General features: G+C 46.3%; 24 protein-coding genes. 20 read left to right on the top strand and 4 right to left on the bottom strand.

The window, feature by feature from the left end:
- Positions 1-40: 40 nt before the first annotated feature.
- Positions 41-211 carry a DUF3042 family protein gene (locus AC3E6G_RS04870; protein ID WP_003002781.1) on the bottom strand — a complete coding sequence of 57 codons (171 nt, stop codon included), beginning with the start codon at positions 209-211 and terminating at the stop codon, positions 41-43.
- An 83-nt stretch (positions 212-294) separates the two neighbouring features.
- Between AC3E6G_RS04870 and miaA the strand changes: the two genes are divergently transcribed.
- The 11 genes from miaA to AC3E6G_RS04815 all read left to right on the top strand — a co-directional run bounded on the left by miaA (position 295) and on the right by AC3E6G_RS04815 (position 10,555).
- Positions 295-1,185: a tRNA (adenosine(37)-N6)-dimethylallyltransferase MiaA gene (miaA, locus tag AC3E6G_RS04865; protein ID WP_490700560.1), complete on the top strand. Its 891-nt coding sequence runs from the start codon at positions 295-297 to the stop codon at positions 1,183-1,185.
- Positions 1,172-2,422, top strand: coding sequence for a GTPase HflX (gene hflX, locus AC3E6G_RS04860; RefSeq protein ID WP_490700559.1), 1,251 nt, complete (start codon positions 1,172-1,174; stop codon positions 2,420-2,422). Before miaA ends, hflX begins: the two co-directional genes overlap by 14 nt.
- Positions 2,406-3,026, top strand: coding sequence for an HIT family protein (locus tag AC3E6G_RS04855; RefSeq protein WP_414288314.1), 621 nt, complete (start codon positions 2,406-2,408; stop codon positions 3,024-3,026). The genes hflX and AC3E6G_RS04855 overlap by 17 nt, the downstream gene beginning before the upstream one ends.
- A 10-nt stretch (positions 3,027-3,036) precedes the next feature.
- Entirely contained in the window at positions 3,037-3,966 is a 930-nt protein-coding gene (gene rnz, locus AC3E6G_RS04850) for a ribonuclease Z (RefSeq protein WP_195348018.1), read from the top strand.
- A 1-nt stretch (position 3,967) separates the two neighbouring features.
- Positions 3,968-4,723: an SDR family NAD(P)-dependent oxidoreductase gene (locus tag AC3E6G_RS04845; RefSeq protein ID WP_490700558.1), complete on the top strand. Its 756-nt coding sequence runs from the start codon at positions 3,968-3,970 to the stop codon at positions 4,721-4,723.
- A gap of 10 nt (positions 4,724-4,733) precedes the next feature.
- The gene (locus AC3E6G_RS04840; RefSeq protein ID WP_490700557.1) at positions 4,734-5,444 is read left to right on the top strand and encodes a class I SAM-dependent methyltransferase; all 711 of its coding nucleotides are present in this window, start codon (positions 4,734-4,736) and stop codon (positions 5,442-5,444) included.
- 1 nt (position 5,445) lies between these two features.
- Entirely contained in the window at positions 5,446-5,850 is a 405-nt protein-coding gene (locus tag AC3E6G_RS04835) for a GNAT family N-acetyltransferase (RefSeq protein WP_140813912.1), read from the top strand.
- Between the two features lie 123 nt (positions 5,851-5,973).
- Positions 5,974-8,190 (top strand): single-stranded-DNA-specific exonuclease RecJ, encoded by a 2,217-nt coding sequence (gene recJ / locus AC3E6G_RS04830; protein ID WP_490700689.1) that lies wholly within the window; start codon positions 5,974-5,976, stop codon positions 8,188-8,190.
- 110 nt (positions 8,191-8,300) lie between these two features.
- Positions 8,301-8,813 (top strand): adenine phosphoribosyltransferase, encoded by a 513-nt coding sequence (locus tag AC3E6G_RS04825; protein WP_003002788.1) that lies wholly within the window; start codon positions 8,301-8,303, stop codon positions 8,811-8,813.
- A 101-nt stretch (positions 8,814-8,914) separates the two neighbouring features.
- A complete protein-coding gene (gene metA / locus AC3E6G_RS04820; protein ID WP_048717344.1) occupies positions 8,915-9,859 on the top strand; it encodes a homoserine O-acetyltransferase MetA in 945 nt (314 codons plus the stop codon).
- 9 nt (positions 9,860-9,868) lie between these two features.
- Positions 9,869-10,555: a DnaD domain-containing protein gene (locus AC3E6G_RS04815; RefSeq protein ID WP_140813914.1), complete on the top strand. Its 687-nt coding sequence runs from the start codon at positions 9,869-9,871 to the stop codon at positions 10,553-10,555.
- 36 nt (positions 10,556-10,591) lie between these two features.
- Here the strand turns inward: AC3E6G_RS04815 and add are convergent, their stop codons facing one another.
- Positions 10,592-11,611, bottom strand: a complete 1,020-nt coding sequence (gene add / locus AC3E6G_RS04810; RefSeq protein WP_490700556.1) for an adenosine deaminase — start codon at positions 11,609-11,611, stop codon at positions 10,592-10,594.
- A gap of 139 nt (positions 11,612-11,750) precedes the next feature.
- Here add and yghU point away from each other — a divergent pair, with 139 nt between their 5' ends.
- The 7 genes from yghU (at position 11,751) to rfbB (ending at position 18,167) form a co-directional block, all read left to right on the top strand.
- Positions 11,751-12,542: a glutathione-dependent disulfide-bond oxidoreductase gene (gene yghU / locus AC3E6G_RS04805; RefSeq protein WP_490700555.1), complete on the top strand. Its 792-nt coding sequence runs from the start codon at positions 11,751-11,753 to the stop codon at positions 12,540-12,542.
- Between the two features lie 81 nt (positions 12,543-12,623).
- Positions 12,624-13,313, top strand: a complete 690-nt coding sequence (locus AC3E6G_RS04800) for a tRNA (adenine(22)-N(1))-methyltransferase (RefSeq protein WP_048788927.1) — start codon at positions 12,624-12,626, stop codon at positions 13,311-13,313.
- Positions 13,300-14,097, top strand: coding sequence for a Nif3-like dinuclear metal center hexameric protein (locus tag AC3E6G_RS04795; RefSeq protein WP_048788928.1), 798 nt, complete (start codon positions 13,300-13,302; stop codon positions 14,095-14,097). The genes AC3E6G_RS04800 and AC3E6G_RS04795 overlap by 14 nt, the downstream gene beginning before the upstream one ends.
- Before the next feature lie 6 nt (positions 14,098-14,103).
- On the top strand, positions 14,104-15,195 hold the full coding sequence (locus tag AC3E6G_RS04790) for an NAD(P)/FAD-dependent oxidoreductase (protein ID WP_490700688.1): 1,092 nt from the start codon (positions 14,104-14,106) through the stop codon (positions 15,193-15,195).
- A 260-nt stretch (positions 15,196-15,455) separates the two neighbouring features.
- On the top strand, positions 15,456-16,325 hold the full coding sequence (gene rfbA, locus AC3E6G_RS04785) for a glucose-1-phosphate thymidylyltransferase RfbA (protein WP_048717356.1): 870 nt from the start codon (positions 15,456-15,458) through the stop codon (positions 16,323-16,325).
- Entirely contained in the window at positions 16,325-16,918 is a 594-nt protein-coding gene (locus AC3E6G_RS04780) for a dTDP-4-dehydrorhamnose 3,5-epimerase family protein (RefSeq protein ID WP_023022979.1), read from the top strand. The genes rfbA and AC3E6G_RS04780 overlap by 1 nt, the downstream gene beginning before the upstream one ends.
- Before the next feature lie 202 nt (positions 16,919-17,120).
- A complete protein-coding gene (rfbB, locus tag AC3E6G_RS04775) occupies positions 17,121-18,167 on the top strand; it encodes a dTDP-glucose 4,6-dehydratase (protein WP_006596502.1) in 1,047 nt (348 codons plus the stop codon).
- 353 nt (positions 18,168-18,520) lie between these two features.
- On the opposite strand, the gene AC3E6G_RS04770 is transcribed toward rfbB, so the two are convergent.
- Positions 18,521-18,919, bottom strand: a complete 399-nt coding sequence (locus AC3E6G_RS04770; RefSeq protein ID WP_229038968.1) for a DUF6556 family protein — start codon at positions 18,917-18,919, stop codon at positions 18,521-18,523.
- Between the two features lie 102 nt (positions 18,920-19,021).
- Positions 19,022-19,585, bottom strand: coding sequence for a hypothetical protein (locus tag AC3E6G_RS04765; RefSeq protein WP_195611909.1), 564 nt, complete (start codon positions 19,583-19,585; stop codon positions 19,022-19,024).
- Between the two features lie 238 nt (positions 19,586-19,823).
- Between AC3E6G_RS04765 and AC3E6G_RS04760 the strand changes: the two genes are divergently transcribed.
- Positions 19,824-20,966, top strand: coding sequence for a cysteine desulfurase family protein (locus AC3E6G_RS04760; RefSeq protein WP_125335534.1), 1,143 nt, complete (start codon positions 19,824-19,826; stop codon positions 20,964-20,966).
- A gap of 21 nt (positions 20,967-20,987) precedes the next feature.
- On the top strand, positions 20,988-22,208 hold the full coding sequence (thiI, locus tag AC3E6G_RS04755; protein WP_314836863.1) for a tRNA uracil 4-sulfurtransferase ThiI: 1,221 nt from the start codon (positions 20,988-20,990) through the stop codon (positions 22,206-22,208).
- Positions 22,209-22,227 lie beyond the last annotated feature (19 nt).

The following is a 22,227-nucleotide window of genomic DNA, read 5'->3' as shown; positions in this document are numbered from 1 at the left end:
ACAAAAAAAAACTCCGGTTTCCCGGAGTTTTTTCTTTTGATTAGTGTGATACACGACGACGTGCTGCTTTTTTGCGGTTTTCTTCGATGAAAGCTGCTTTTTGTTCTTCAGGCTCGATTACTTTTTTCTTGAATGTGTAAACTGCACCTGCTACAGCAGCAACTGTACCAGCAACACCAGTAACAAAACCTTTACCAAATCCTTTAGCCATGAGAATTTCTCCTTTTTAGAACTTTAAATTTTTATGTTATAATATATGGTAACGAAAAAATGCGATTTTTGCAAGGAAAAACGATGAAAAACAAGATAATTGTGATAGTGGGACCGACCGCTGTTGGGAAAACAGCCCTCGCTATCGAGGTGGCCCAGCGCTTTCAGGGGGAGGTCATCAGCGGAGATAGCCAGCAGGTCTACCGCACCCTAGATATTGGAACGGCCAAGGCTAGTCCAGAAGAGCAGGCAGCAGCTCCCCATCATCTGATCGATGTCCGCGAGGTGACAGATACTTACTCAGCCTACGATTTTGTGACAGAAGCCAGCCAAGCCATCGAGGAGATTCAAGAACGAGGCCACCTTCCTATTATTGCTGGAGGGACAGGCCTCTATGTCCAGAGTCTCTTAGAAGGCTATCACCTAGGAGGGGATGTTGCCCACGAGGACATTCTAGCCTATCGGGAGTCCTTGTCCCCTCTCACTGATGAAGAACTGTTTGATCGAGTAGCAAAAGAGGGAATTGAAATTCCGCAGATCAATCGTAGACGAGCAATGCGGGCCTTGGAAATCTCCCATTTCGGTCAGGACTTGGAAAATCAAGCTCCAGCCTATGAACCCTATATCATTTGTCTAGACGATGATCGCCAAGCCTTGTATGACCGCATCAATCGACGGGTGGATCTCATGGTTGAGCAGGGCTTGTTAGAAGAAGCCCAGTGGCTCTATGACAACCATCCTGAGGTTCAGGCTGCGAAAGGGATTGGCTACAAGGAGCTCTTTCCTTATTTCAAGGGGGAGCAAAGTTTAGAAGAGGCTCTTGAACAGCTCAAGCAAAATACGCGCCGTTTTGCCAAGCGCCAGTTGACTTGGTTTCGCAATCGGATGACAGTTCATTTTTACCAGATTGGAGAAGAAGGCTTCAAGGAGCGGGTTCTTCAAGATATAGAAAGATTTTTAGATGATAGAAACTGAGAAAAAACAGGAGCGGGTCCTCATTGTTGGTGTCGAGCTCCAAGGTATGGAGAACTTTGACATGTCCATGGAGGAGTTGGCCAGTCTAGCCAAGACAGCCGGGGCAGAAGTCGTCGGGGTTTACACCCAAAAGAGAGAAAAGTACGACAGCAAGACCTTTGTCGGCTCTGGGAAGCTAGAAGAGATTGCCCAAATGGTCGATGCAGATGAGGTTTCGACCGTTGTCGTTAACAACCGTTTGACCCCTCGCCAGAATGTGAATTTAGAAGAAATCTTAGGTGTAAAGGTCATCGACCGGATGCAGCTGATTTTGGATATTTTTGCCATGCGTGCACGAAGCCACGAAGGCAAGCTCCAGGTTCATCTGGCCCAGCTCAAGTACCTCTTGCCCCGTCTCGTGGGTCAAGGGATCATGCTCAGCCGTCAGGCTGGGGGGATTGGTTCCCGTGGACCGGGAGAAAGTCAGTTGGAGTTGAACCGCCGGAGTGTCCGCAATCAAATCACCGATATCGAGCGTCAACTCAAGGTGGTCGAGAAGAACCGTGAAGTGGTCCGGGAAAAACGCCTAGAATCCCCCATCTTTAAGATTGGCTTGATCGGCTATACCAATGCTGGCAAATCAACCATTATGAATGCCTTGACCAGTAAGACCCAATACGAGGCAGATGAACTATTTGCGACCTTGGATGCCACAACCAAGAGCATCCATCTAACAGGCAATCTACAAGTAACTCTGACAGATACAGTCGGCTTTATTCAGGACTTACCGACAGAGTTGGTGACCAGTTTTAAGTCGACCCTGGAAGAAAGCAAGAATGTGGATCTCTTGGTCCATGTCATCGATGCCTCTGATCCCAACCATGAAGAGCATGAAAAGACAGTTCTTCAGATTATGAAGGATTTGGAGATGCTGGAGATTCCACGCTTAACTCTCTACAATAAGGCTGATAAAGTCGCGGACTTTACTCCGACTCAGACACCTTATCGCCTGGTTTCGGCCAAGGATCCCGATAGTCGGACTAAACTACAGGACATTCTACTTGAAAAGATGCAGGAGCTCTTCCATCCCTTTACGATTCAGGTTCCTTTTGATCAAGCCTACTGCATCCATGAATTGGAGACCATTGCCATATTGGCTGAGCGTTCCTATGAGGAAACTGGTGAGGTCATAACAGGCTACATCGCCCCTAAAAATGCATGGAGACTAGAGGAGTTTTATCATCATGGATTATCTTAATATCGCTCTCAGCTATGGGGGCTATACCAGTCTCGACAAGGTCTATTTGGAGCGGGTCTTAGCGGGATTGACAGAAGAGCAAAAGCTCCAGTTTATCACGCCACCGCCCAGTGTCATCAATGCCTACTTTGCTGAGCTTTACCAAAAGAAGAGCCCCGAAGCAGCAACAGACTACTATGAACAAGTCACTGAAGCCTTTGACCTCTATCAGACCAGTCCCAGCTTCGAGGAGGACAAACCCTTTGTCCGTCTCAATCTCTCTGGCAAGGCCTATGGCTTTTGCTACCGAGAAAAGGGATTAGCTCAAGTCTTTGCCCAGCAAGCAGAAGCCATCATCATGGACCTCTTGTTTGAGATTGCGCAAATCTTCCCTCACTACCTCGTCTATGAAGAGGAAGGCTTGATCTTGATGCGGCATGTTACGGATCAAGAGGTGGTGGAGACCAAGGAATTGTCAGCTTTGTCTCAATTTGAAGAGCTTGCAGATGGCAGCATCCGCCTGACTGGCTACAACCAGGACGAATTGGCCCAATTGGCTAGGGCCTACCCAGGAAAAATCGCCGTTCGATCAAAAAATCGGACTGCTATGATCTATATTAGTTAGAAAGAATACAATGGAAATTCAATTTTTAGGAACAGGTGCGGGACAGCCGTCCAAATCTCGTAATGTCTCAAGTCTAGCGCTCAAACTCTTGGATGAGATCAATGAAGTTTGGCTCTTTGACTGTGGAGAAGGGACACAAAATCAAATCTTAGAAACCAGCATCCGTCCTCGAAAAGTTAGCAAGATCTTTATCACCCACTTACACGGGGACCATATTTTTGGTTTACCAGGTTTCCTCTCTAGTCGCGCCTTTCAAGCCAATGAAGAGCAGACGGATTTAGAGATTTATGGACCCGTTGGGATCAAATCCTTTGTCTTGACCAGCCTCCGGGTTTCAGGTTCACGCCTGCCTTACAAGATCCATTTTCATGAGTTCGATGAAGGTTCACTTGGGAAAATCATGGAGACTGATAAGTTCACGGTCTATGCTGAGGCCTTGGACCACACCATCTTCTGTGTCGGCTACCGGGTCATGCAGAAAGATTTGGAAGGGACCCTCGACGCAGACAAGCTCAAGGCAGCAGGGGTTCCTTTTGGACCACTCTTTGGCCAGGTCAAAAATGGTCAAGATGTCACCCTGGAAGATGGTACCAAGATCATTGCTGCGGATTATATCTCAGCCCCTCGACCGGGTAAGATCATCACCATCCTGGGCGATACCCGGAAGACCAATGCCAGCGTCAGACTTGCCGTCAATGCAGATGTTCTCGTGCATGAGTCTACCTATGGCAAGGGCGATGAGAAGATTGCTCGTAAGCATGGCCACTCGACTAATATGCAGGCAGCAGAAGTGGCGCGTGAAGCAGGAGCCAAACGCCTTCTACTCAACCATATCAGTGCCCGCTTCCTCTCCAAGGACGTCAGTCAATTGCGCAAGGATGCTGCGACTGTGTTTGAGAAGGTCCATGTGGTCAAGGACTTGGAAGAAGTGGAGATCTAAGATGCGAACTATCATCATCACAGGAGCGAGTGGAGGCTTGGCACAAGAAATGGTCAAGCTCCTTCCTGAGGACCGGCTTATTCTCTTAGGCAGAAATCAAGAAAAACTAGAACAAGTCTATGCTGACCATCCTCAAGCCGAATGCATCGGGATCGATATCACAGATTCCTCAGCTGTCCAAAAGCTCGTCGAAGAGCTCTATCAGCGCTATGGACAGATCGATGTCTTGGTCAACAATGCAGGCTATGGGATCTTTGAGGCCTTTGATTGCATTTCTGACCAGCAGGTGCGAGAGATGTTTGAGGTCAACACCTTTGCCCTGATGAACCTCTCACGCTTGATGGGTGCCCGCATGAAGGAAGCAGGCAAGGGGCACATCGTCAATATCGTCAGCATGGCGGGTCTCGTCGCAACAGCCAAGTCCAGCCTCTATTCGGCGACCAAGTTTGCGGCCATTGGCTTCTCCAATGCCCTGCGGTTGGAACTGATGCCCTTTGGTGTCTACGTGACGACGGTCAATCCAGGTCCCATTCGGACTACTTTCTTTGACCAGGCAGACCCCGATGGAAGCTATGTCAAGGCTGTAGACCGCTATATTTTGGAGCCTGACTTTGTGGCCAAAAAGATTGTCAAACACTTTGGAAAAGCAAAACGCGAGCTCAATCTGCCTTGGCTTTTGAACCTGAGCCACAAGCTCTATACCCTTTTCCCTCGTATCTCGGACAAGCTAGCCAGCAAGATGTTTAACTTCAAATAGGAGGAATCAGATGACCGCAAATATTCAAGCTTATTTTGAAAACCTCCGGCAACCCTGGGGACAGATCTATTATGATATCCTTTTTGAACAATTACAGGACATCAAAGGTAAGCGGGTGCTTGATTTTGGTAGTGGCTTTGGCCTGGTGGCCAACCACCTAGCGAAAGACAATGAGGTCCTTGCTGTGGAGCCCAATGAGGAAATGGTGGCCTTGCGGGCCCAGGACCATCCCTACCAGCAATTCGTCGGGAGTTTGGACCAGTTAGCAAGTCTTGAAGATGCGAGCTTTGATGTTATCCTCTGCCACAATGTCTTGGAATATGTGGAGGATCGCAAGGTGATTCTCAGGGAATTCACCCGCCTCTTGAAACCAGGTGGCCTACTCTCCATCGTCAAGCACAATGAAGTTGGCCGCGTCCTGCAGACAGTCGTCTTTGAAAATGATCCTCAGAAGGCGCTTGATCTCTTAGCCGGCCAAGATTTGGAAACCCACTCCATGGGCTTGGCCCAGGCCTATGATCTCGGTGCAGCAGTAGAAGATCTAGCCCTCGAAGTTCAGGACTACCAGGGAATTCGTGTCTTTTATGCCTTGCAGGACAATCACTTCAAAGGCCAAGAAGGCTGGCGAGAGTCCATGCTTCAGATGGAGCTGGCCGTTTGTCAGGAGTCCCCTTATCGGGATATAGCCTTCTTCCAGCACTATAGGTTAAAAAGGAGTTAAGATGTTAGAGTACAAACAAGAGATTCCAGCGATGGCAGACTTAGTCGCACTTTACAGCTCGGTCGGCTGGACCAATTATACCAACAATCCAACTATGCTAGAAGAAGCTGTCAAAGCCAGTCTCTGGCAGTTGGGAGTCTATGATGAGAAAGAGCTCGTTGCCTACATCCGCTTGGTAGGAGATGGCCACTCTGTCCTTTTGGTACAGGACCTCTTGGTGCGACCAGATCACCAGCGCCAAGGCATCGGAAAGAAACTCCTAGAAGAGGCTTTAGCGACCTTCCCCACCGTCTATCAACGGCTTCTCGTCACTGAACGGAGCGAGAAAAATCTTGCCTTTTACCAGTCCTTAGGATTTGTCGAACTTTCAGAGCAAGCCTGTACAGGGATGATTTATAAAATTTGATGGAGAGGATTTCCGGATAGGGAATCCTTTCTTCATTTCTTCTGTAAAATCATTTTTTCGCATTTGAAAAAATAATTCATGTTATAATAAGAAGACTAGATGACAGGGAGAAAAGAAAAACAGATGATCACGTCAAAATATGAATGGCAGTTTGCTGCGCCCTTTTCAGATGATACTTTTTTAGCGCAAGCAAAGAAGAGAGGATTAGAAGCATCTGCAGCCAAGTTGTTGGGAGAACGAGGGATCCAGACGGAAGAGGCGCTGGATCGTTTTCTTGAACCTCGGCTAGAAGATCTGCATGATCCCTACCTGCTTCACGATATGGACAAGGCAGTGGATCGCATTCGCCAAGCCATTGAAGACTATGAACAAATCCTAATTTATGGAGACTATGATGCGGACGGGATGACGGCCGCTTCTATTATGAAGGAAACCCTGGAGCAGATGGGGGCGGAAGTAGCTGTCTATCTACCCAACCGCTTTACGGATGGCTACGGTCCCAATGCCAGTGTCTACAAGTATTTTATTGAACAGCAGGGGATTTCCCTCATCATCACGGTGGACAACGGGGTAGCAGGCCACGAAGCCATTGAATTGGCCCAAAGCATGGGAGTAGATGTTATTGTGACAGACCACCATGCCATGCCAGAAGTCTTGCCCGATGCCTATGCCATCATTCACCCCGAGCATCCAGATGCTGATTATCCTTTCAAGCACCTAGCGGGCTGTGGGGTTGCCTTTAAGTTGGCTTGTGCCCTCCTAGAAGAGGTGCCCCTAGATTTCCTTGATCTGGTAGCCATTGGAACCATTGCGGATATGGTTAGTCTGACAGACGAAAACCGCATCCTAGTCAAGTATGGCCTAGGTGTCCTTCGTCAAACCCAACGGATCGGTCTCCAGGAAATGCTCAAGCTGGCCACCATCGCTCCTCAAGATGTAAATGAAGAAACGGTTGGTTTTCAGATTGCCCCTCGTCTCAATGCGCTGGGTCGCTTGGATGACCCAAATCCAGCGGTCGAGCTCTTGACGGGCTTTGACGACGAAGAAGCGCTGGAAATTGCGCTGATGATTCAAGCCAAGAATGAAGAGCGCAAGGAGATCGTCCAAACCATCTACGATGAGGCCAAAGCCATGGTCGACCCAAGTCTTCCCGTTCAAATCTTGGCAAAAGAAGGCTGGAATCCTGGTGTCTTAGGGATCGTAGCCGGTCGCCTACTTGAAGAGCTCCATCAGCCTATCATTGTCCTCACCATAGACCAAGGCAAGGCCAAGGGAAGTGCACGAAGTCCCGAAAGTGTCCATATTTTTGAAGCCCTAGATCCCCATCGTGATCTCTTTATCGCCTTTGGGGGCCATGCGGGTGCAGCTGGTATGACTCTGGAAGTGGACAAGCTCCCTCGTCTGACCGAGATTTTTTCTGACTATATTGTAGAAAAAGGGATTGACCTGACGGCCAAATCCACACTCTTTGTGGATGAGGAGTTGGACCTAGAAGAGCTGACCTTGGATACCTTAAAGAGTTTTGACCGTCTCGCTCCTTTTGGGATGGACCATAAGAAGCCAGTCTTTTACATTCGTGATTTTCAAGTGGAGTCTAGTCGGACCATGGGGGCTGGTAATAGCCATCTGAAGTTGAAGATTCAAAAAGGCGATGCCCATTTTGATGTCGTGGCTTTTGGCCAGGGCCATTTGGAATTGGAGCACTCCCAAGCGAAAAACTTGGAGTTGGTGGTATCCTTGTCCGTCAATCAGTGGAATGGACAGACCACCCTGCAACTGATGGTCGTGGACGCCCGTGTAGAAGGAGTTCAACTCTACAATATTCGAGGGAAAAATGCTCCTCTCCCACAAGCCATCCCCCTCTTTAGTCAGTTGGAAGAAGGGGAAGATTGCCCTGCTATTGTCATCGATCGCATCCCGGATGATCTGGCTGACTTAAAAGCCTTCTTCCAAGAACAGAGCTTCCAAGCGGTCTATTTTAAAAATGAACTAGACAAGGCCTATTACCTGACAGGCTACGGCAGTCGGGATCAGTATGCCAAACTCTACAAAACGCTGTATCAGTTCCCTGAGTTTGATATTCGCCATAAGCTCAGCCAACTATCTGACTACCTCAAGATTCCACAAGTTTTGTTGATCAAGATGATCCAAATCTTCCAAGAGTTGGGCTTTGTCCAGATTGAAAATGGCATCATGACGGTCAACAAGGATGCAGAGAAGAAGGAGATTGCCTCTAGTTCCATTTATCAGGACTTGGTGCAGACGGTCAAAGACCAGGAACTCATGGCCCTAGGATCTGTGCAAGAAATTTATAATTATTTGCTTTCTGATGATAAGTAAGGTTTTGTCAACAATTACACTAAAGTATGCTTTTTTAAGACTTTCAAGTGCATCTCATAAATTTTCATGGTATAATGAAATGTAAACATAAATTTTGAAAGAAGTTAGAAATGAATTTAAAAGATTACATTGCAAGCATTGAGAACTATCCACAAGAAGGAATTACCTTCCGTGATATCAGCCCTTTGATGGCAGATGGCAATGCTTATAGTTATGCGATTCGTGAAATCGTTCAATACGCAACGGATAAGAAAATCGACATGATCGTCGGCCCTGAAGCGCGTGGATTCATCGTTGGATGTCCGGTCGCTTTCGAGCTCGGTATTGGTTTTGCGCCTGTTCGTAAACCTGGCAAATTGCCTCGTGAAGTCATCTCAGCTGACTACGAAAAAGAATACGGTGTGGATACCTTGACCATGCACGCCGATGCTATCAAACCAGGTCAACGCGTTCTCATCGTCGATGACCTCTTGGCAACAGGTGGTACCGTTAAAGCAACCATCGAAATGATCGAAAAACTCGGTGGAGTGGTTGCAGGTTGTGCCTTCTTGATCGAGCTCGATGATCTCAAAGGCCGCGAAGCAATCGGAGACTACGATTACAAGGTCTTGATGCATTACTAATATAGTTTAGAGCTATATCTAGATAGAGAAAAACCATAATTGAAAACTATATGCTCCTGTCTTATAATAAGAGGTAACAACTTGTAAGATGGGAGCTTTTTATGCCAATTACCTTAGATAAGAAATTACCAGCAGTTGATATTCTTCGCTCAGAAAATATTTTTGTCATGGATGATATTCGGGCAACGCACCAAGATATTCGTCCGATGAATGTTCTGATTTTGAATCTCATGCCGACTAAGGTAGCCACTGAGACTCAACTCTTACGCCTCCTGGCCAATACTCCCTTGCAGATCAATGTGGATTTCCTCTATATGACCAGCCATGAGTCTAAGACGACAGCGGCAGAACATATGGAAGTCTTCTACAAATCCTTCGAGGATATTAAAGAGAACTATTATGACGGCTTGATTATTACGGGAGCTCCAGTAGAGAAATTAGCCTTTGAGGAAGTGGATTACTGGGAGGAGTTAACAAAGGTTTTTGCTTGGTCAAAACGCCATGTCTTTTCCACCTTGCATCTTTGTTGGGGTGCCCAAGCTGGTCTCTATTACCGCTATGGGATTGAAAAAGTAGCCCTCTGCGACAAGCTCTCTGGGATCTATGAGCAAACAGTCATGAATCCTCAGAATCGCTTGATGCGTGGCTTTGACGATGCTTTTTTGGCCCCTCACTCACGTTATACAGATGTCCCCCTCAAGGAAGTGCTAGAGAAGAGTAACTTGCAAGTCCTGGCTCAGGGGGGTGAAGTAGGACTATCCATCCTGGCCAGTCCAGACCTTCGGGAGGTCTATAGTTTTGGCCATTTGGAGTATGACCGTGATACCTTGGCCAAGGAATACCAGCGGGATGTCAAAGCAGGCTTGAATCCAGATCTTCCGAAGAATTATTACGATCAGGATGACAGTAGTCGGGACCCACGGATGCGGTGGAACTTAGCGGCAGCCAACTTCTTTAGTAATTGGATCAATTATGCAGTTTACCAAGAAACTCCTTATCGTTTGGAGGAGTTAGAAAAAGATATTTCATTTTATGGTTACCTATAAAGGGGTAGTATGACATATTCACAAGCATTTAAGTCGGGCAATTTGGTCTTACCAAGTGCCTTACTTTTCCATTATCACCATTTATTTAAAGACGCAGAGGATTTTCTGGTTTGGCAGTTCTTTTACTTGCAAAACACGACCAACCAAACCAGCCTCACACCTAATCAAATTGCAGATGCGATTGGTAAGTCTGTCGCAGAAGTTAACCAGTCCATGTCTCGCCTGACCAACCAAGGTTTGCTCCAATATCGGACCATTGAGCTAGATGGGGAGATTGAAGTTCTTTTTGATGCGACCATTGCCCTTGAACGCTTGGATGACTTGCTTCAAAGCAAGACAGAAGTAGCACAGCGAGGGCAAGACAAGCAAGCAGAAAATGAACTCGCTGATTTGGTCAAAACCTTTGAGCAGGAGTTGGGACGTTTATTGACGCCATTTGAAATCGAAGATTTGACGCAGACAGTCAAGCAGGACCAAACAGACCCTGATATTGTAAAGGCTGCCTTGAGAGAAGCTGTCTTTAATGGCAAGCCTCACTGGAAATATATCCAGGCCATCCTGCGCAATTGGCGACGGGAGGGCATTACCAGTTTGACACAATTAAAAATCAAACAACAAGAACGCGAAGCCCTTCAGCCTGAAAATGTCACAGTTTCAGATGATTTCTTACAGGCGATGGATTTGTGGAAAGATTAAAAAACTAGCACTTATTTGAGTGCTAGCTTTTTTCGTTTATAAATAGTCAGCGTAAGCCTTTTCTAGTTTGGCAAGGAGTTCTTGCTTTTCTTCGTCACTAGCAAAGGAAGCTTGGATGGCATCGACATTGTGCTGGTAAAAGTCAGCTGGCGTTGTTTGGAAGTGGCGATGGTAGAGGGCATATTCCTTGGTCAAATCCGTATCAGAGACGGTCCGGTTATCGGTGTTGATACTAATATGGGCTTGAGCTTCCTTCATCTTGAGGTAAGGGAAGTCCGCCACAGTGGCAGTAGCTTTGGTTTGAAGGTTACTGGTCAAGCAGAGCTCACCGGTGACCCCATTTTTCACAAACTCATTTAGAAGCTCTGGTTCATCCGCTAGCAAGGTCACGTGACCATTTCGTTTGATACCATAGGCCATGGATTGAGCGACATTGGCTGGGCAGTGGCACTCACCAGCATGCAGGGTCATGGGACGGTTGTATCTTTTGACCTGTTGGATGAGGGCATCAATGGCTTGTGGTGGATAGTGGTGTTCATCCTCAGCGAAGTCAAAGCCAACAAAATCCTGATCTCTAACTTGGTTGGCTTCTGCCAGGATACGAGAGGTGAGATCTTGATCGGACTGGCGCATGCCACAGACCAAGGCTTTCGCAACAATGCCAAATTCCTCCTGGGCTTGGCGTAGACCATCGCAGACAGCATCGATAGTTTCTGGGACAGTGAGCCCTTGGTCCATGGACAATTCTGGGGCAAAGCGCACCTCAATGTAGACGACATTTTCCAAAGCAGCTTGCTTGGCCACATCGTAAGCAGCAAGGGTCAAGGCTTCCTTGGTTTGGAGGAGCGGCCTTATGTAGTCAAAGGCTTCCAAATAGTCCAAGAGATTCTCACAGTGGGCAGGTGCAGTGACATGGTGCTTGAGCTCTTCATCGCTATCGGGGAGGTCAATATTGGCCTTGGATGCCAATTGGCGAATGGTCTGAAGCGACAAGGAACCGTCTAAGTGGCAGTGTAGTTCTGTCTTTGCCAAACTATGAAAGTCGATCGTGGACATGATTTTTCTCCTTCAAAAATGTATTTTTTCTATACTATCATTTTGCCAAGAAAAGTCAAGTAAAGCTAGCGTAGCAGATTTTTGAAACTAGCGACTGGATTTGATATGCTAGTAGTAACATAGACAAAGGAGAAAAGAGATGTCAGACTATCAATTACCAGAAGTATGGGAAGCACCGAGCCAGATGGGAGGAGCCTGGGGTGGCTTGAACCAACCAACAGCAGGTGCCCGCTTTGAACAAACTCTTCCAAAAGGCGACCAGCCTTTCCAACTCTATACCCTTCCAACACCTAATGGGATCAAGGCCACCATTATGCTGGAAGAATTAAAAGAGTTGGGAGTGGAAGCTGGTTATGATGCTTATCGGATTAAGATTGGCGAGGGAGATCAATTTGGCAGTGACTTTGTAGCCATCAATCCCAACTCAAAAATTCCAGCCATGTTGGATCAATCAGGCGACCAAGACATTCGGGTCTTTGAATCAGCCAATATTCTCTTGTATCTAGCAGAGAAATTTGGCCAATTAATCCCGTCTGATCCTGCTAAACGGACAGAAGTTCTCAACTGGCTCTTTTGGCAGACAGGTGCCGCGCCTTTTTTATGCGGAGGATTTGGCCATTTCTTCCATTATGCTCCTGAGAGAATCGAGTATGCCATCAACCGTTTTGCTATGGAAGCTAAACGCCAATTGGACCTACTGGACAAGGAATTGGCGATTAAACCTTATATTGCAGGAGATGACTATACCATTGCGGATATTGCCATCTGGTCTTGGTATGGCCGTCTAGCCCAAGACAAGGTCTGGGACCGAGCAGGAATTTTCCTAGATGTGAAGGAATACAAGCATTTGCAAGCTTGGACAGAGAAAATTGCTAATCGCCCAGCTGTAAAACGTGGCTTGGAAGTAGAGTATAAGGAAATTAATGCATAAGAAAAGGGCGCCGTTGCGCCTTTTTTTAATGGTGCAAACATGGTATACTAAAGGATGGAATAAAAGTTTAGAAAGTAGCACATGGAATTTACAAAATTATCAAATCGCTTGGACTTGGTGGCTAGCTTCGTCCCAGCTGGAGCGCGTCTGTTGGACGTGGGGAGTGACCATGCTTATCTGCCAATCGCCCTCTTACAAGAAGGCAAGATTGAGGCTGCCATTGCTGGTGAAGTGGTTGAGGGACCCTATCAGTCTGCCCTCCAAAATGTCGCAGATAATGGCTTGGAGGACAAGATTGAGGTCCGTCTGGCCAATGGTTTGGCTGCCTTTGAACCAGCAGACGGCATTTCCTGTATCACCATTGCTGGCATGGGAGGACGCTTGATTGCTGATATCCTAGCAGCAGGTCTTGAAAAATTAGCCAATGTCTCTCGCTTGGTCCTACAGCCCAATAATCGGGAAGATGAACTGCGGGCTTGGTTAGTAGACCATGATTTCCGCATTGTTGATGAAGCAATCTTGGAAGAAAATGAGAAGTTCTATGAGATCCTCGTGGTGGAACAGGGTTCTCAAGAGTTGACAGCTATGGAACTGCGTTTTGGTCCCTATTTGATGCGGGAACAAGCTCCAGCATTTGTCCAAAAGTGGTCCAAGGAAGTAGAGAAATTAGCCTTTGCCTTGGAGCAGGTCCCAGTTGATAATCAATCTGCCAGAGCATCGTTAGAAGAGCGCATCGCACAAATCAAGGAGGTTCTACATGTTAGCAAGTGAAGTCATCAAACGCTATGAAGCCTATTGTCCTCAGGAGCTTTCCATGGAGGGAGATGTCCGTGGCCTACAGGTCGGCACGCTACAAAAAGACATCCAAAAGGTCATGGTGGCTCTGGATATCCGCGAGCAGACGGTGGCAGAAGCTATCGCCCATGGGGTGGACTTGATCATCGTCAAGCACGCGCCCATTTTCCGTCCCATCAAGGATTTGGTAGCCGATCGGGCCCAAAATCAAATCTATATCGATTTGATCAAGCATGATATCGCAGTCTACGTCAGCCATACCAATATTGACATTGTCCCAGATGGTCTCAACGATTGGTTCTGCCAACTTTTGGACATTGAAGATACAGAGCCCCTCAGTATAACAGGAGAAGAACTCGGAATCGGGCGCATCGGTCAGCTGTCCGCCCAAACCTTTGGTCAGTTGGCTGAAAAGGTCAAAGAAACTTTTGGCCTAGATGCTTTGCGCTTGGTCAGTTATGACCAGACTGATTTGGATCGGGTTGTTGCGCGTGTCGCCATCTGTGGAGGAAGTGGCCAGTCCTTTTACAAGGATGCTCTCGCTAAAGGAGCTGAGGTCTATATCACAGGAGATATCTACTACCACACGGCTCAAGACATGCTGAGCGATGGGCTCTTGGCCTTGGATCCAGGGCACCATATCGAGGTTCTCTTTGTCTCGAAACTAGTAGAAAAGCTCAATCAGTGGAAAGCTGAAGAAGCGTGGGAGATTGAAGTGATTGGCAGTCAAGCCAGTACCAATCCTTTTTACCATATCTAAGGGGCCATCATGAAAGTTGCCATTATCGGTGCAGGGATCGTAGGGTCTACTGCCGCCTATTATTTATCCAAAGAAGCACAAGTGGATCTGACCGTCTATGACCATGGAGTCGGCCAAGCAACTAAGGCAGCGGCAGGCATTATCAGCCCTTGGTTTTCCAAGCGGCGGAATAAGGCCTGGTATCGCCTCGCTCGTCTGGGAGCTGATTTTTACCAAGAATTGGTAGAGGACCTGGCCAAGGACGGAATCAAAACAGATTTTTACCAGCAGACCGGTGTCTATCTCCTCAAGAAAAATGAGGACAAATTAGACGAACTTTATCAGTTGGCACTGAGTCGTCGGGAAGAATCTCCCTTGATTGGGGACTTGGCGATTTTAAACAAAGAAGAAGTGGCCCAGCAATTCCCAGGGCTAAATGGTTTTGAACAGCTCCTTTATGCATCAGGTGGAGCCCATGTAGAAGGAGCTCTTCTGACAGAAACCCTTCTTCAGGCAAGTGGGGCAAAAGTGATCAAGAAAGAGGCTGCTTTGGCTATTACAGAGGATGGTTTTCAGATAGCAGGAGAAAGCTATGACCAAGTCATCCTAGCAACAGGAGCCTGGTTGGGGCAAATGCTCGAGCCACTTGGCTACCAAGTCGATGTCCGTCCGCAAAAGGGGCAATTGCGGGATTATCAGCTAGACTTAGTTACTGATGATTATCCCGTGGTCATGCCTGAAGGAGAGTTGGATATCATTCCCTTCCAAAATGGCAAAATCAGTATGGGCGCTACCCATGAGAATGAGATGGGCTTTGACCTGACGGTTGATCAAGTTCTGCTAAATCAGATGGAAACAGAAGCCTTGGCCTACTATCCAGAACTAGCTCAAGCGACAGTTGTCGGCGTGCGCGTGGGTACTCGGGCCTACACCAGTGACTTTTCACCATTTTGGGGAGCTGTTCCTGATCAAGCAGGCCTCTATGTCGCTAGTGGACTAGGTTCGTCCGGCCTCACAACAGGTCCCCTCATTGGTTGGCATCTAGCCCAACTAGTGGCAGGAGGAAAGGTGCGCTTGGATCCAGCAGATTATCCAGTTGATCAGTATGTGAAGAAGTAGGCTGGGACAAAAGTCCTAGCCTCTCAATTTTCTTTGGATTGTCGAGCAAGACGCAGTGGTTGAGTGGGCTCTACTACAAGGTAAGGTTTTCAGACGGCTCAGTCAAGGAGCAGTAATCTATTTGAATCATGAGTAAGACCAATGCTAACAATTCTACAACTCTCATCTCCGGTCATCACCTTGCAACACAAATGCAAGGTGACTTTTTTATATAAACATGATAAAATAGGGGTAATGAATACGTAGAAAGGCCTAACATTATGAAAGGTATTATTTTAGCTGGTGGTTCGGGGACTCGTTTGTATCCTTTGACTCGTGCCGCTTCCAAACAGTTGATGCCCATTTACGATAAGCCAATGATTTACTACCCATTGTCAACTCTTATGTTGGCAGGAATCAAAGAAATCTTGATCATCTCAACTCCTCAAGATCTTCCACGTTTTGAAGAGCTTCTTGGAGATGGTTCTGAACTTGGTATTTCTCTCTCTTATGCAGAACAACCAAGTCCAGACGGCTTGGCACAAGCCTTTATCATTGGTGAAGAGTTCATTGGTGATGATCATGTTGCCCTCGTTCTTGGAGATAATATCTTCCATGGAAATGGCTTAACCAAGATGTTGCAACGGGCTGAAGCAAAAGAAAAAGGGGCAACTGTCTTTGGTTACCAAGTTAAAGATCCAGAACGTTTTGGTGTGGTAGAGTTTGATGCAGATATGAATGCTATCTCTATCGAAGAAAAACCAGAACATCCAAAATCCAACTTTGCGGTGACAGGTCTTTACTTCTATGATAATGATGTCGTAGAGATTGCCAAAAATATCAAACCAAGTCCTCGTGGAGAGCTTGAAATCACCGATGTCAACAAGGCTTATTTGGAGCGTGGAGATCTCTCTGTTGAGCTCATGGGTCGTGGCTTTGCTTGGTTGGATACAGGAACTCACGAAAGTCTCTTGCAGGCTTCTCAATATATCGAGACTGTTCAACGCTTGCAAAATGTCCAAGTTGCCAACCTTGAAGAAATCGCCTATCGCATGGGTTATATCACCAAAGAACAAGTCCATGAATTGGCGCAACCTCTGAAGAAAAATGAATACGGACAATACTTGCTCCGTTTGATTGGAGAAGCTTAATGACAGAACAATTTTTCGGAAAAGAATTAGCAGCCCGCAAGATTGAAGCCATCCCAGGTTTGATGGAGTTTGATATTCCAGTTCATGGGGATAACCGTGGTTGGTTCAAGGAAAACTTCCAAAAGGAAAAAATGCTTCCTCTTGGATTCCCTGAAAGCTTCTTTGCGGAAGGCAAGTTGCAAAACAACGTTTCTTTTTCACGCAAGCATGTTTTGCGTGGCTTGCATGCAGAACCTTGGGACAAGTACATCTCTGTAGCAGATGAAGGAAAGGTTCTTGGAACTTGGGTAGACCTTCGTGAAGGTGAGACCTTCGGGAATACCTACCAAACTGTGATCGATGCCTCTAAAGGGATTTTTGTTCCTCGTGGTGTAGCCAATGGTTTCCAAGTTTTGTCTGACAAAGTAGCCTACAGCTATTTGGTAAATGACTACTGGGCATTGGAGCTCAAGCCAAAATATGCTTTTGTCAACTATGCAGACCCAAGCCTAGATATCCAATGGGAAAACTTGGAAGAAGCAGAAGTCTCAGAAGCTGACAAGAATCACCCATTGCTCAAAGACGTCAAACCCCTAAAAGCAGAAGATTTGTAAAAATAAACCTTGCACAGTATTTTTGCGACTGCAAGGAGCTTGGTAGGATTGTTCCTGCCCTAGTGGAAACAAGATTGCCGTAGGGAATCTTGTAGGGAAATCCGGAGACATAGGCTCCGGATTTAGCCATGAAACCGAAGGGTTGCTGGCGTCCCTCACTAGCCAAAGGAACAATCAAAACTAAAAACTATTTGGAGAAAAAATGACTGAATACAAAAACATCATCGTAACCGGTGGCGCTGGTTTCATCGGTTCAAACTTCGTACACTATGTTTACAACAATCATCCAGACGTGCATGTGACTGTCCTTGACAAACTCACTTACGCAGGTAACCGTGCCAACATTGAGGAAATCCTTGGGGACCGTGTAGAATTGGTTGTGGGTGATATTGCTGATGCAGCATTGGTTGACCAATTGGCTGCTAAGGCTGATGCTATCGTTCACTATGCGGCTGAAAGCCACAATGACAATTCATTGAATGACCCATCACCATTTATCCACACAAACTTCATTGGTACCTACACACTTTTGGAAGCAGCTCGCAAGTACGATATTCGTTTCCACCACGTGTCAACAGACGAAGTCTATGGAGACCTTCCATTGCGCGAAGATCTTCCTGGACATGGGGAAGGTCCTGGTGAAAAATTCACAGCAGAAACCAAATACAACCCATCATCCCCTTATTCATCAACCAAGGCTGCTTCAGACTTGATCGTGAAGGCTTGGGTTCGTTCCTTCGGTGTTAAGGCAACCATTTCAAACTGCTCAAACAACTATGGTCCATACCAACACATCGAGAAGTTCATCCCACGTCAAATCACCAATATCTTGTCTGGTATCAAACCAAAACTTTATGGTGAAGGCAAGAACGTCCGTGACTGGATCCACACCAACGACCACTCAACTGGTGTTTGGGCGATTCTTACTAAGGGTCGTATCGGTGAAACTTACTTGATCGGTGCTGATGGTGAAAAGAATAACAAGGAAGTGCTTGAGCTGATCCTTGAAAAAATGGGACAACCAAAAGATGCTTACGACCGTGTAACAGACCGTGCTGGTCACGATTTGCGTTACGCTATTGATTCAACAAAATTGCGTGAAGAATTAGGTTGGGAACCACAATTCACAAACTTCGAAGCAGGTTTGGAAGAAACCATTAAGTGGTACACAGACAACCAAGACTGGTGGAAAGCTGAAAAAGAAGCTGTCGAAGCCAACTATGCGAAAACACAAGAAGTTCTCAAATAACAATTAGCCTCTGTCAATCAGGATTTCTGGCCGGCAGAGGCTTTTCTATATTTTTAAAATAGACTATACTGTTTTTTAGAATGCATACAAACTTTTTTTGCATAAAATAACTAGTTAATTTTTTTAAAAAAAGTGATGTCTAATGGTTCGATTCATTTATGTAGTTATAAAACTTTCCGCTGTGAGAAAAGTGCTTGAAACAATAATGTTTCAAGCACTCGGGAGTTTTGGAACCTTAGGTCCAAAACTAAGTCATGGAACTTCTTCGAAGTTCGCTGACGTCCGTACTCACCTAAGGAAAGTTTTTTTAAAAGTACTCTTTTCTATAATAAAAAGACCAAATGGTCTTTTTATTAATTAGCAGATGATTCGGTATCTGTAGCAGATGGTGTTGTGTCTGCAGGAGCTTCACTGGCACTGGTTTCTACCTGTGACGAGTCAGTTTGTTCAGAGCTTGCTTCCGATGCTTGGCTGCTACTAGCACTGGTATCTGTTCCCGTAGCACTTGAATCAGTAGCAGATCCATCCTTTTCATGGACAACAACAACGCTAGTGGAGCCATCTTTTTTCTCCTCTGTCTTAGTCGTCGGTTTCATGATACTGTAAATAGTAAAGGAAGTAACGATAATACCGAGAAGACTAGCAATCGTTGCGACAATCATCTGGAATAAAGAAAGGCTCTGTTTCACTTTTTCGCTTCTTGATGGTCTGTTGCTGTCTTGGTGTTTTTCTTTTCGTGAGTATTGTGACATAATCTGTTTCCTCTTCATTTCATATTTGGTTCTTTTATGTGAACACTTTAGTCATTATACGTTATTTTTATGAAAATGTCTAAGAAGAAATGAAAGAGGTTTTTAAAATTTCAAATTGCTTTCAAACTGGACACTTTGAGTCTCGCTTGCCTCAGAGGACGTTTCAAAGTTTGCCTGTCCTTTTTCAGAGACTGAAATTGGTTGGTTTGTTTGACTAGGCTGGCTGATGATTTCATGGTTACTAAAACTAGAGGAGTCATTAGGAGAGATAAACTGGCCATTCGCCTGAATCTCTATCTTGTTTGGATCCGGGATAGAGTAGTCAATTTTACCCTTGAATTCCTTGGTTTTTGAAATCACTTTTACATCTTTGACACGGATAATACGACGGAACCAGCCATTATATTCGACCAAGCATTTGAATTCGATATGGCTATCGGATTCACCAGGGATTGGTTGGATAAGGCTCATTTCGCGGAGACTGCCTTCATCTTCCCTAAAGTATGGTGGCTTCTCCAAGGGCTGTTGTAGGTCACACTGTCCTTTACCGTGACAGGCTAGTCGGGCAGAAGGGAGGGAAAATGGAAGTGGTGGTAGGACAGTGAGCAGTCCTCCAAGAGCAAGACTTCCACCTAGGGCAATGGAAAAATAGATCGGTCGTTTCATGCTTGTCTCCTTGTAACTTCAATCAGTTCCAGTTCTGGACTTGAGTAGGTCATAAAAAACAACAGGGGATTTTGTAAGCGTTTTACAAAACTCTCCATCTTCATCATAAGCTATTTTGAGAAATTTACAAGTTTTCTGTCTGAAACTAGGAACAAAATGAAGCCTGCCAAATCCTTGTCCCTCCAACCTATAAATGTTACAATAAGATGATTGAAAATTGACTAGGAGAGAGTGGAAGATGATTTACTTTGATAATTCAGCAACAACCAAACCTTATCCCGAGGCCTTGGCTACCTACACGGAAGTCGCAAGCAAAATTTGGGGCAATCCATCTAGCTTGCACAACCTGGGAAGTCAAGCGACCCGGATCTTGGAGGCATCTCGTAAGCAGATTGCTTCCCTCCTAGGCAAGAAAGCAGAAGAAATCTTTTTCACCTCAGGTGGAACAGAAGGGGATAACTGGGCGATCAAGGGAGTTGCTTTTGAAAAAGCTCCTTATGGAAAGCATATCATTGTCTCAGCTATTGAGCATCCGGCTGTGAAGGAATCGGCTCTCTGGCTGCAAGGTCAGGGGTTTGAGGTGGATCTTGCCCCAGTTGATGCGCGTGGCTTTGTCCAAGTAGAAGAGCTGAAAAAACTCTTGCGTCCGGATACAACCCTCGTTTCGATCATGGCCGTCAACAATGAGGTGGGCTCTATTCAGCCTATTCAAGCTATTGCGGACCTATTAGCTGATCGTCCGACCATCACCTTCCATGTCGATGGGGTTCAGGCACTGGCTAAGGTTTCAACCGCTCTCTACCTACCAGAACGGGTGGATCTAGCGACCTTCTCCAGTCACAAGTTCCATGGACTTCGTGGGGTTGGTTTCCTCTATCTCAAAGAAGGAAAAAAGATCAGTCCCCTCTTAACAGGTGGCGGACAAGAAAAGGACCTTCGTTCGACGACTGAGAACCTAGCTGGAATTGCAGCGACTGCCAAGGCCTTGCGCTTGGCGATGGAGCGTCAAGAGGACTTTGAACGCAAGTGCCACCAGTTGAAGGAAGTCATTCGTGAGGAATTAGCCCACTATCCAGATGTGACTGTCTTCTCAGGAGATGAGGGCTTTGCACCCCATATCTTGACTTTTGGTATCAAGGGAGTGCGAGGAGAAGTCATCGTCCACGCTTTTGAAGAGTATGAGATTTATATCTCGACCACCTCTGCCTGCTCTTCCAAGGCTGGCAAACCAGCTGGAACCCTGATCGCTATGGGAGTCGATAAGGCTCTGGCACAAACAGCAGTCCGCCTTAGCCTCGATCTCGAAAATGACATGAGTCAGGTCGAGCAATTTTTGACCAAGTTCAAACTGATTTATGAAAAGACGCGAAAGGTGCGTTAAGGAAAAGAAAAGGAAGTTACTATGCCATTAACTTATTCAGAAATTATGATCCGCTATGGGGAGCTTTCTACTAAAGGAAAGAACCGGATGCGCTTCATTAATAAATTGCGCAATAATATCTCAGATGTCTTGTCCATTTACCCAGCTGTCAAGGTGACAGCCGATCGGGACCGGGCCCATGCCTATCTAAATGGAACGGATTATGAACAGGTAGCTGAATCCCTCAAACAGGTTTTCGGGATTCAAAATTTTTCACCCGTTTACAAGATTGAAAAATCTGTCCCAGCCTTGATTTCAGCCGTTCAAGAAATCATGCAGGATATTTACCAAGAAGGGATGACCTTCAAGATTTCCAGCAGACGAAGTGACCATTCTTTTGAGTTGGATAGCCGTGAGCTCAACCAAACCTTGGGTGGCGCTGTCTTTGAAGCGATCCCAAGTATCCAAGCCCAAATGAAAAAACCGGATATCAACCTCCAAGTAGAGATCCGGGAAGAAGCAGCCTATATCTCTTACGAAACCATTAAGGGAGCAGGTGGTCTGCCAGTTGGGACGTCTGGTAAAGGCATGCTCATGCTATCTGGTGGGATTGATTCTCCAGTAGCGGGTTACCTAGCCTTGAAGCGTGGTGTGGACATCGAGGCGGTCCACTTTGCTAGCCCTCCTTATACCAGTCCTGGTGCGCTGAAAAAAGCCCACGATTTAACTCGTAAATTGACCAAGTTTGGGGGCAATATCCAGTTTATCGAAGTACCTTTTACTGAGATTCAAGAAGAGATTAAAGCCAAGGCGCCGGAAGCTTATCTCATGACCCTGACCCGTCGCTTTATGATGCGCATTACAGACCGTATCCGTCAAATCCGTGGAGGCCTAGTCATCATCAATGGGGAAAGTCTTGGTCAGGTAGCTAGCCAAACGCTAGAGAGCATGCAGGCTATCAATGCCGTGACCAATACGCCCGTCATTCGTCCAGTGGTGACTATGGACAAGTTGGAGATTATCGATATCGCCCAAGCCATTGATACCTTTGAAATCTCCATCCAGCCTTTCGAAGATTGCTGTACCATCTTTGCTCCGGATCGTCCAAAGACCAATCCAAAACTCAAAAATGCGGAGAAGTATGAGGAACGTATGGACGTGGAAGCTTTGGTGGAGCGGGCTGTCGCAGGTATCATCGTGACAGAAATCACGCCTCAAGCGGAAGCGGATGAAGTCGATGAGCTGATTGAGGATTTGTTGTAAGAGATGAAGGTGATCAGAT

It is taken from the genome of Streptococcus sp. SCPM-O-B-23252 (M501) (genome assembly GCF_058200355.1).
Note: the sequence above shows the minus strand (reverse complement) of the source record. Positions and strands in the feature narration are given on the sequence as shown.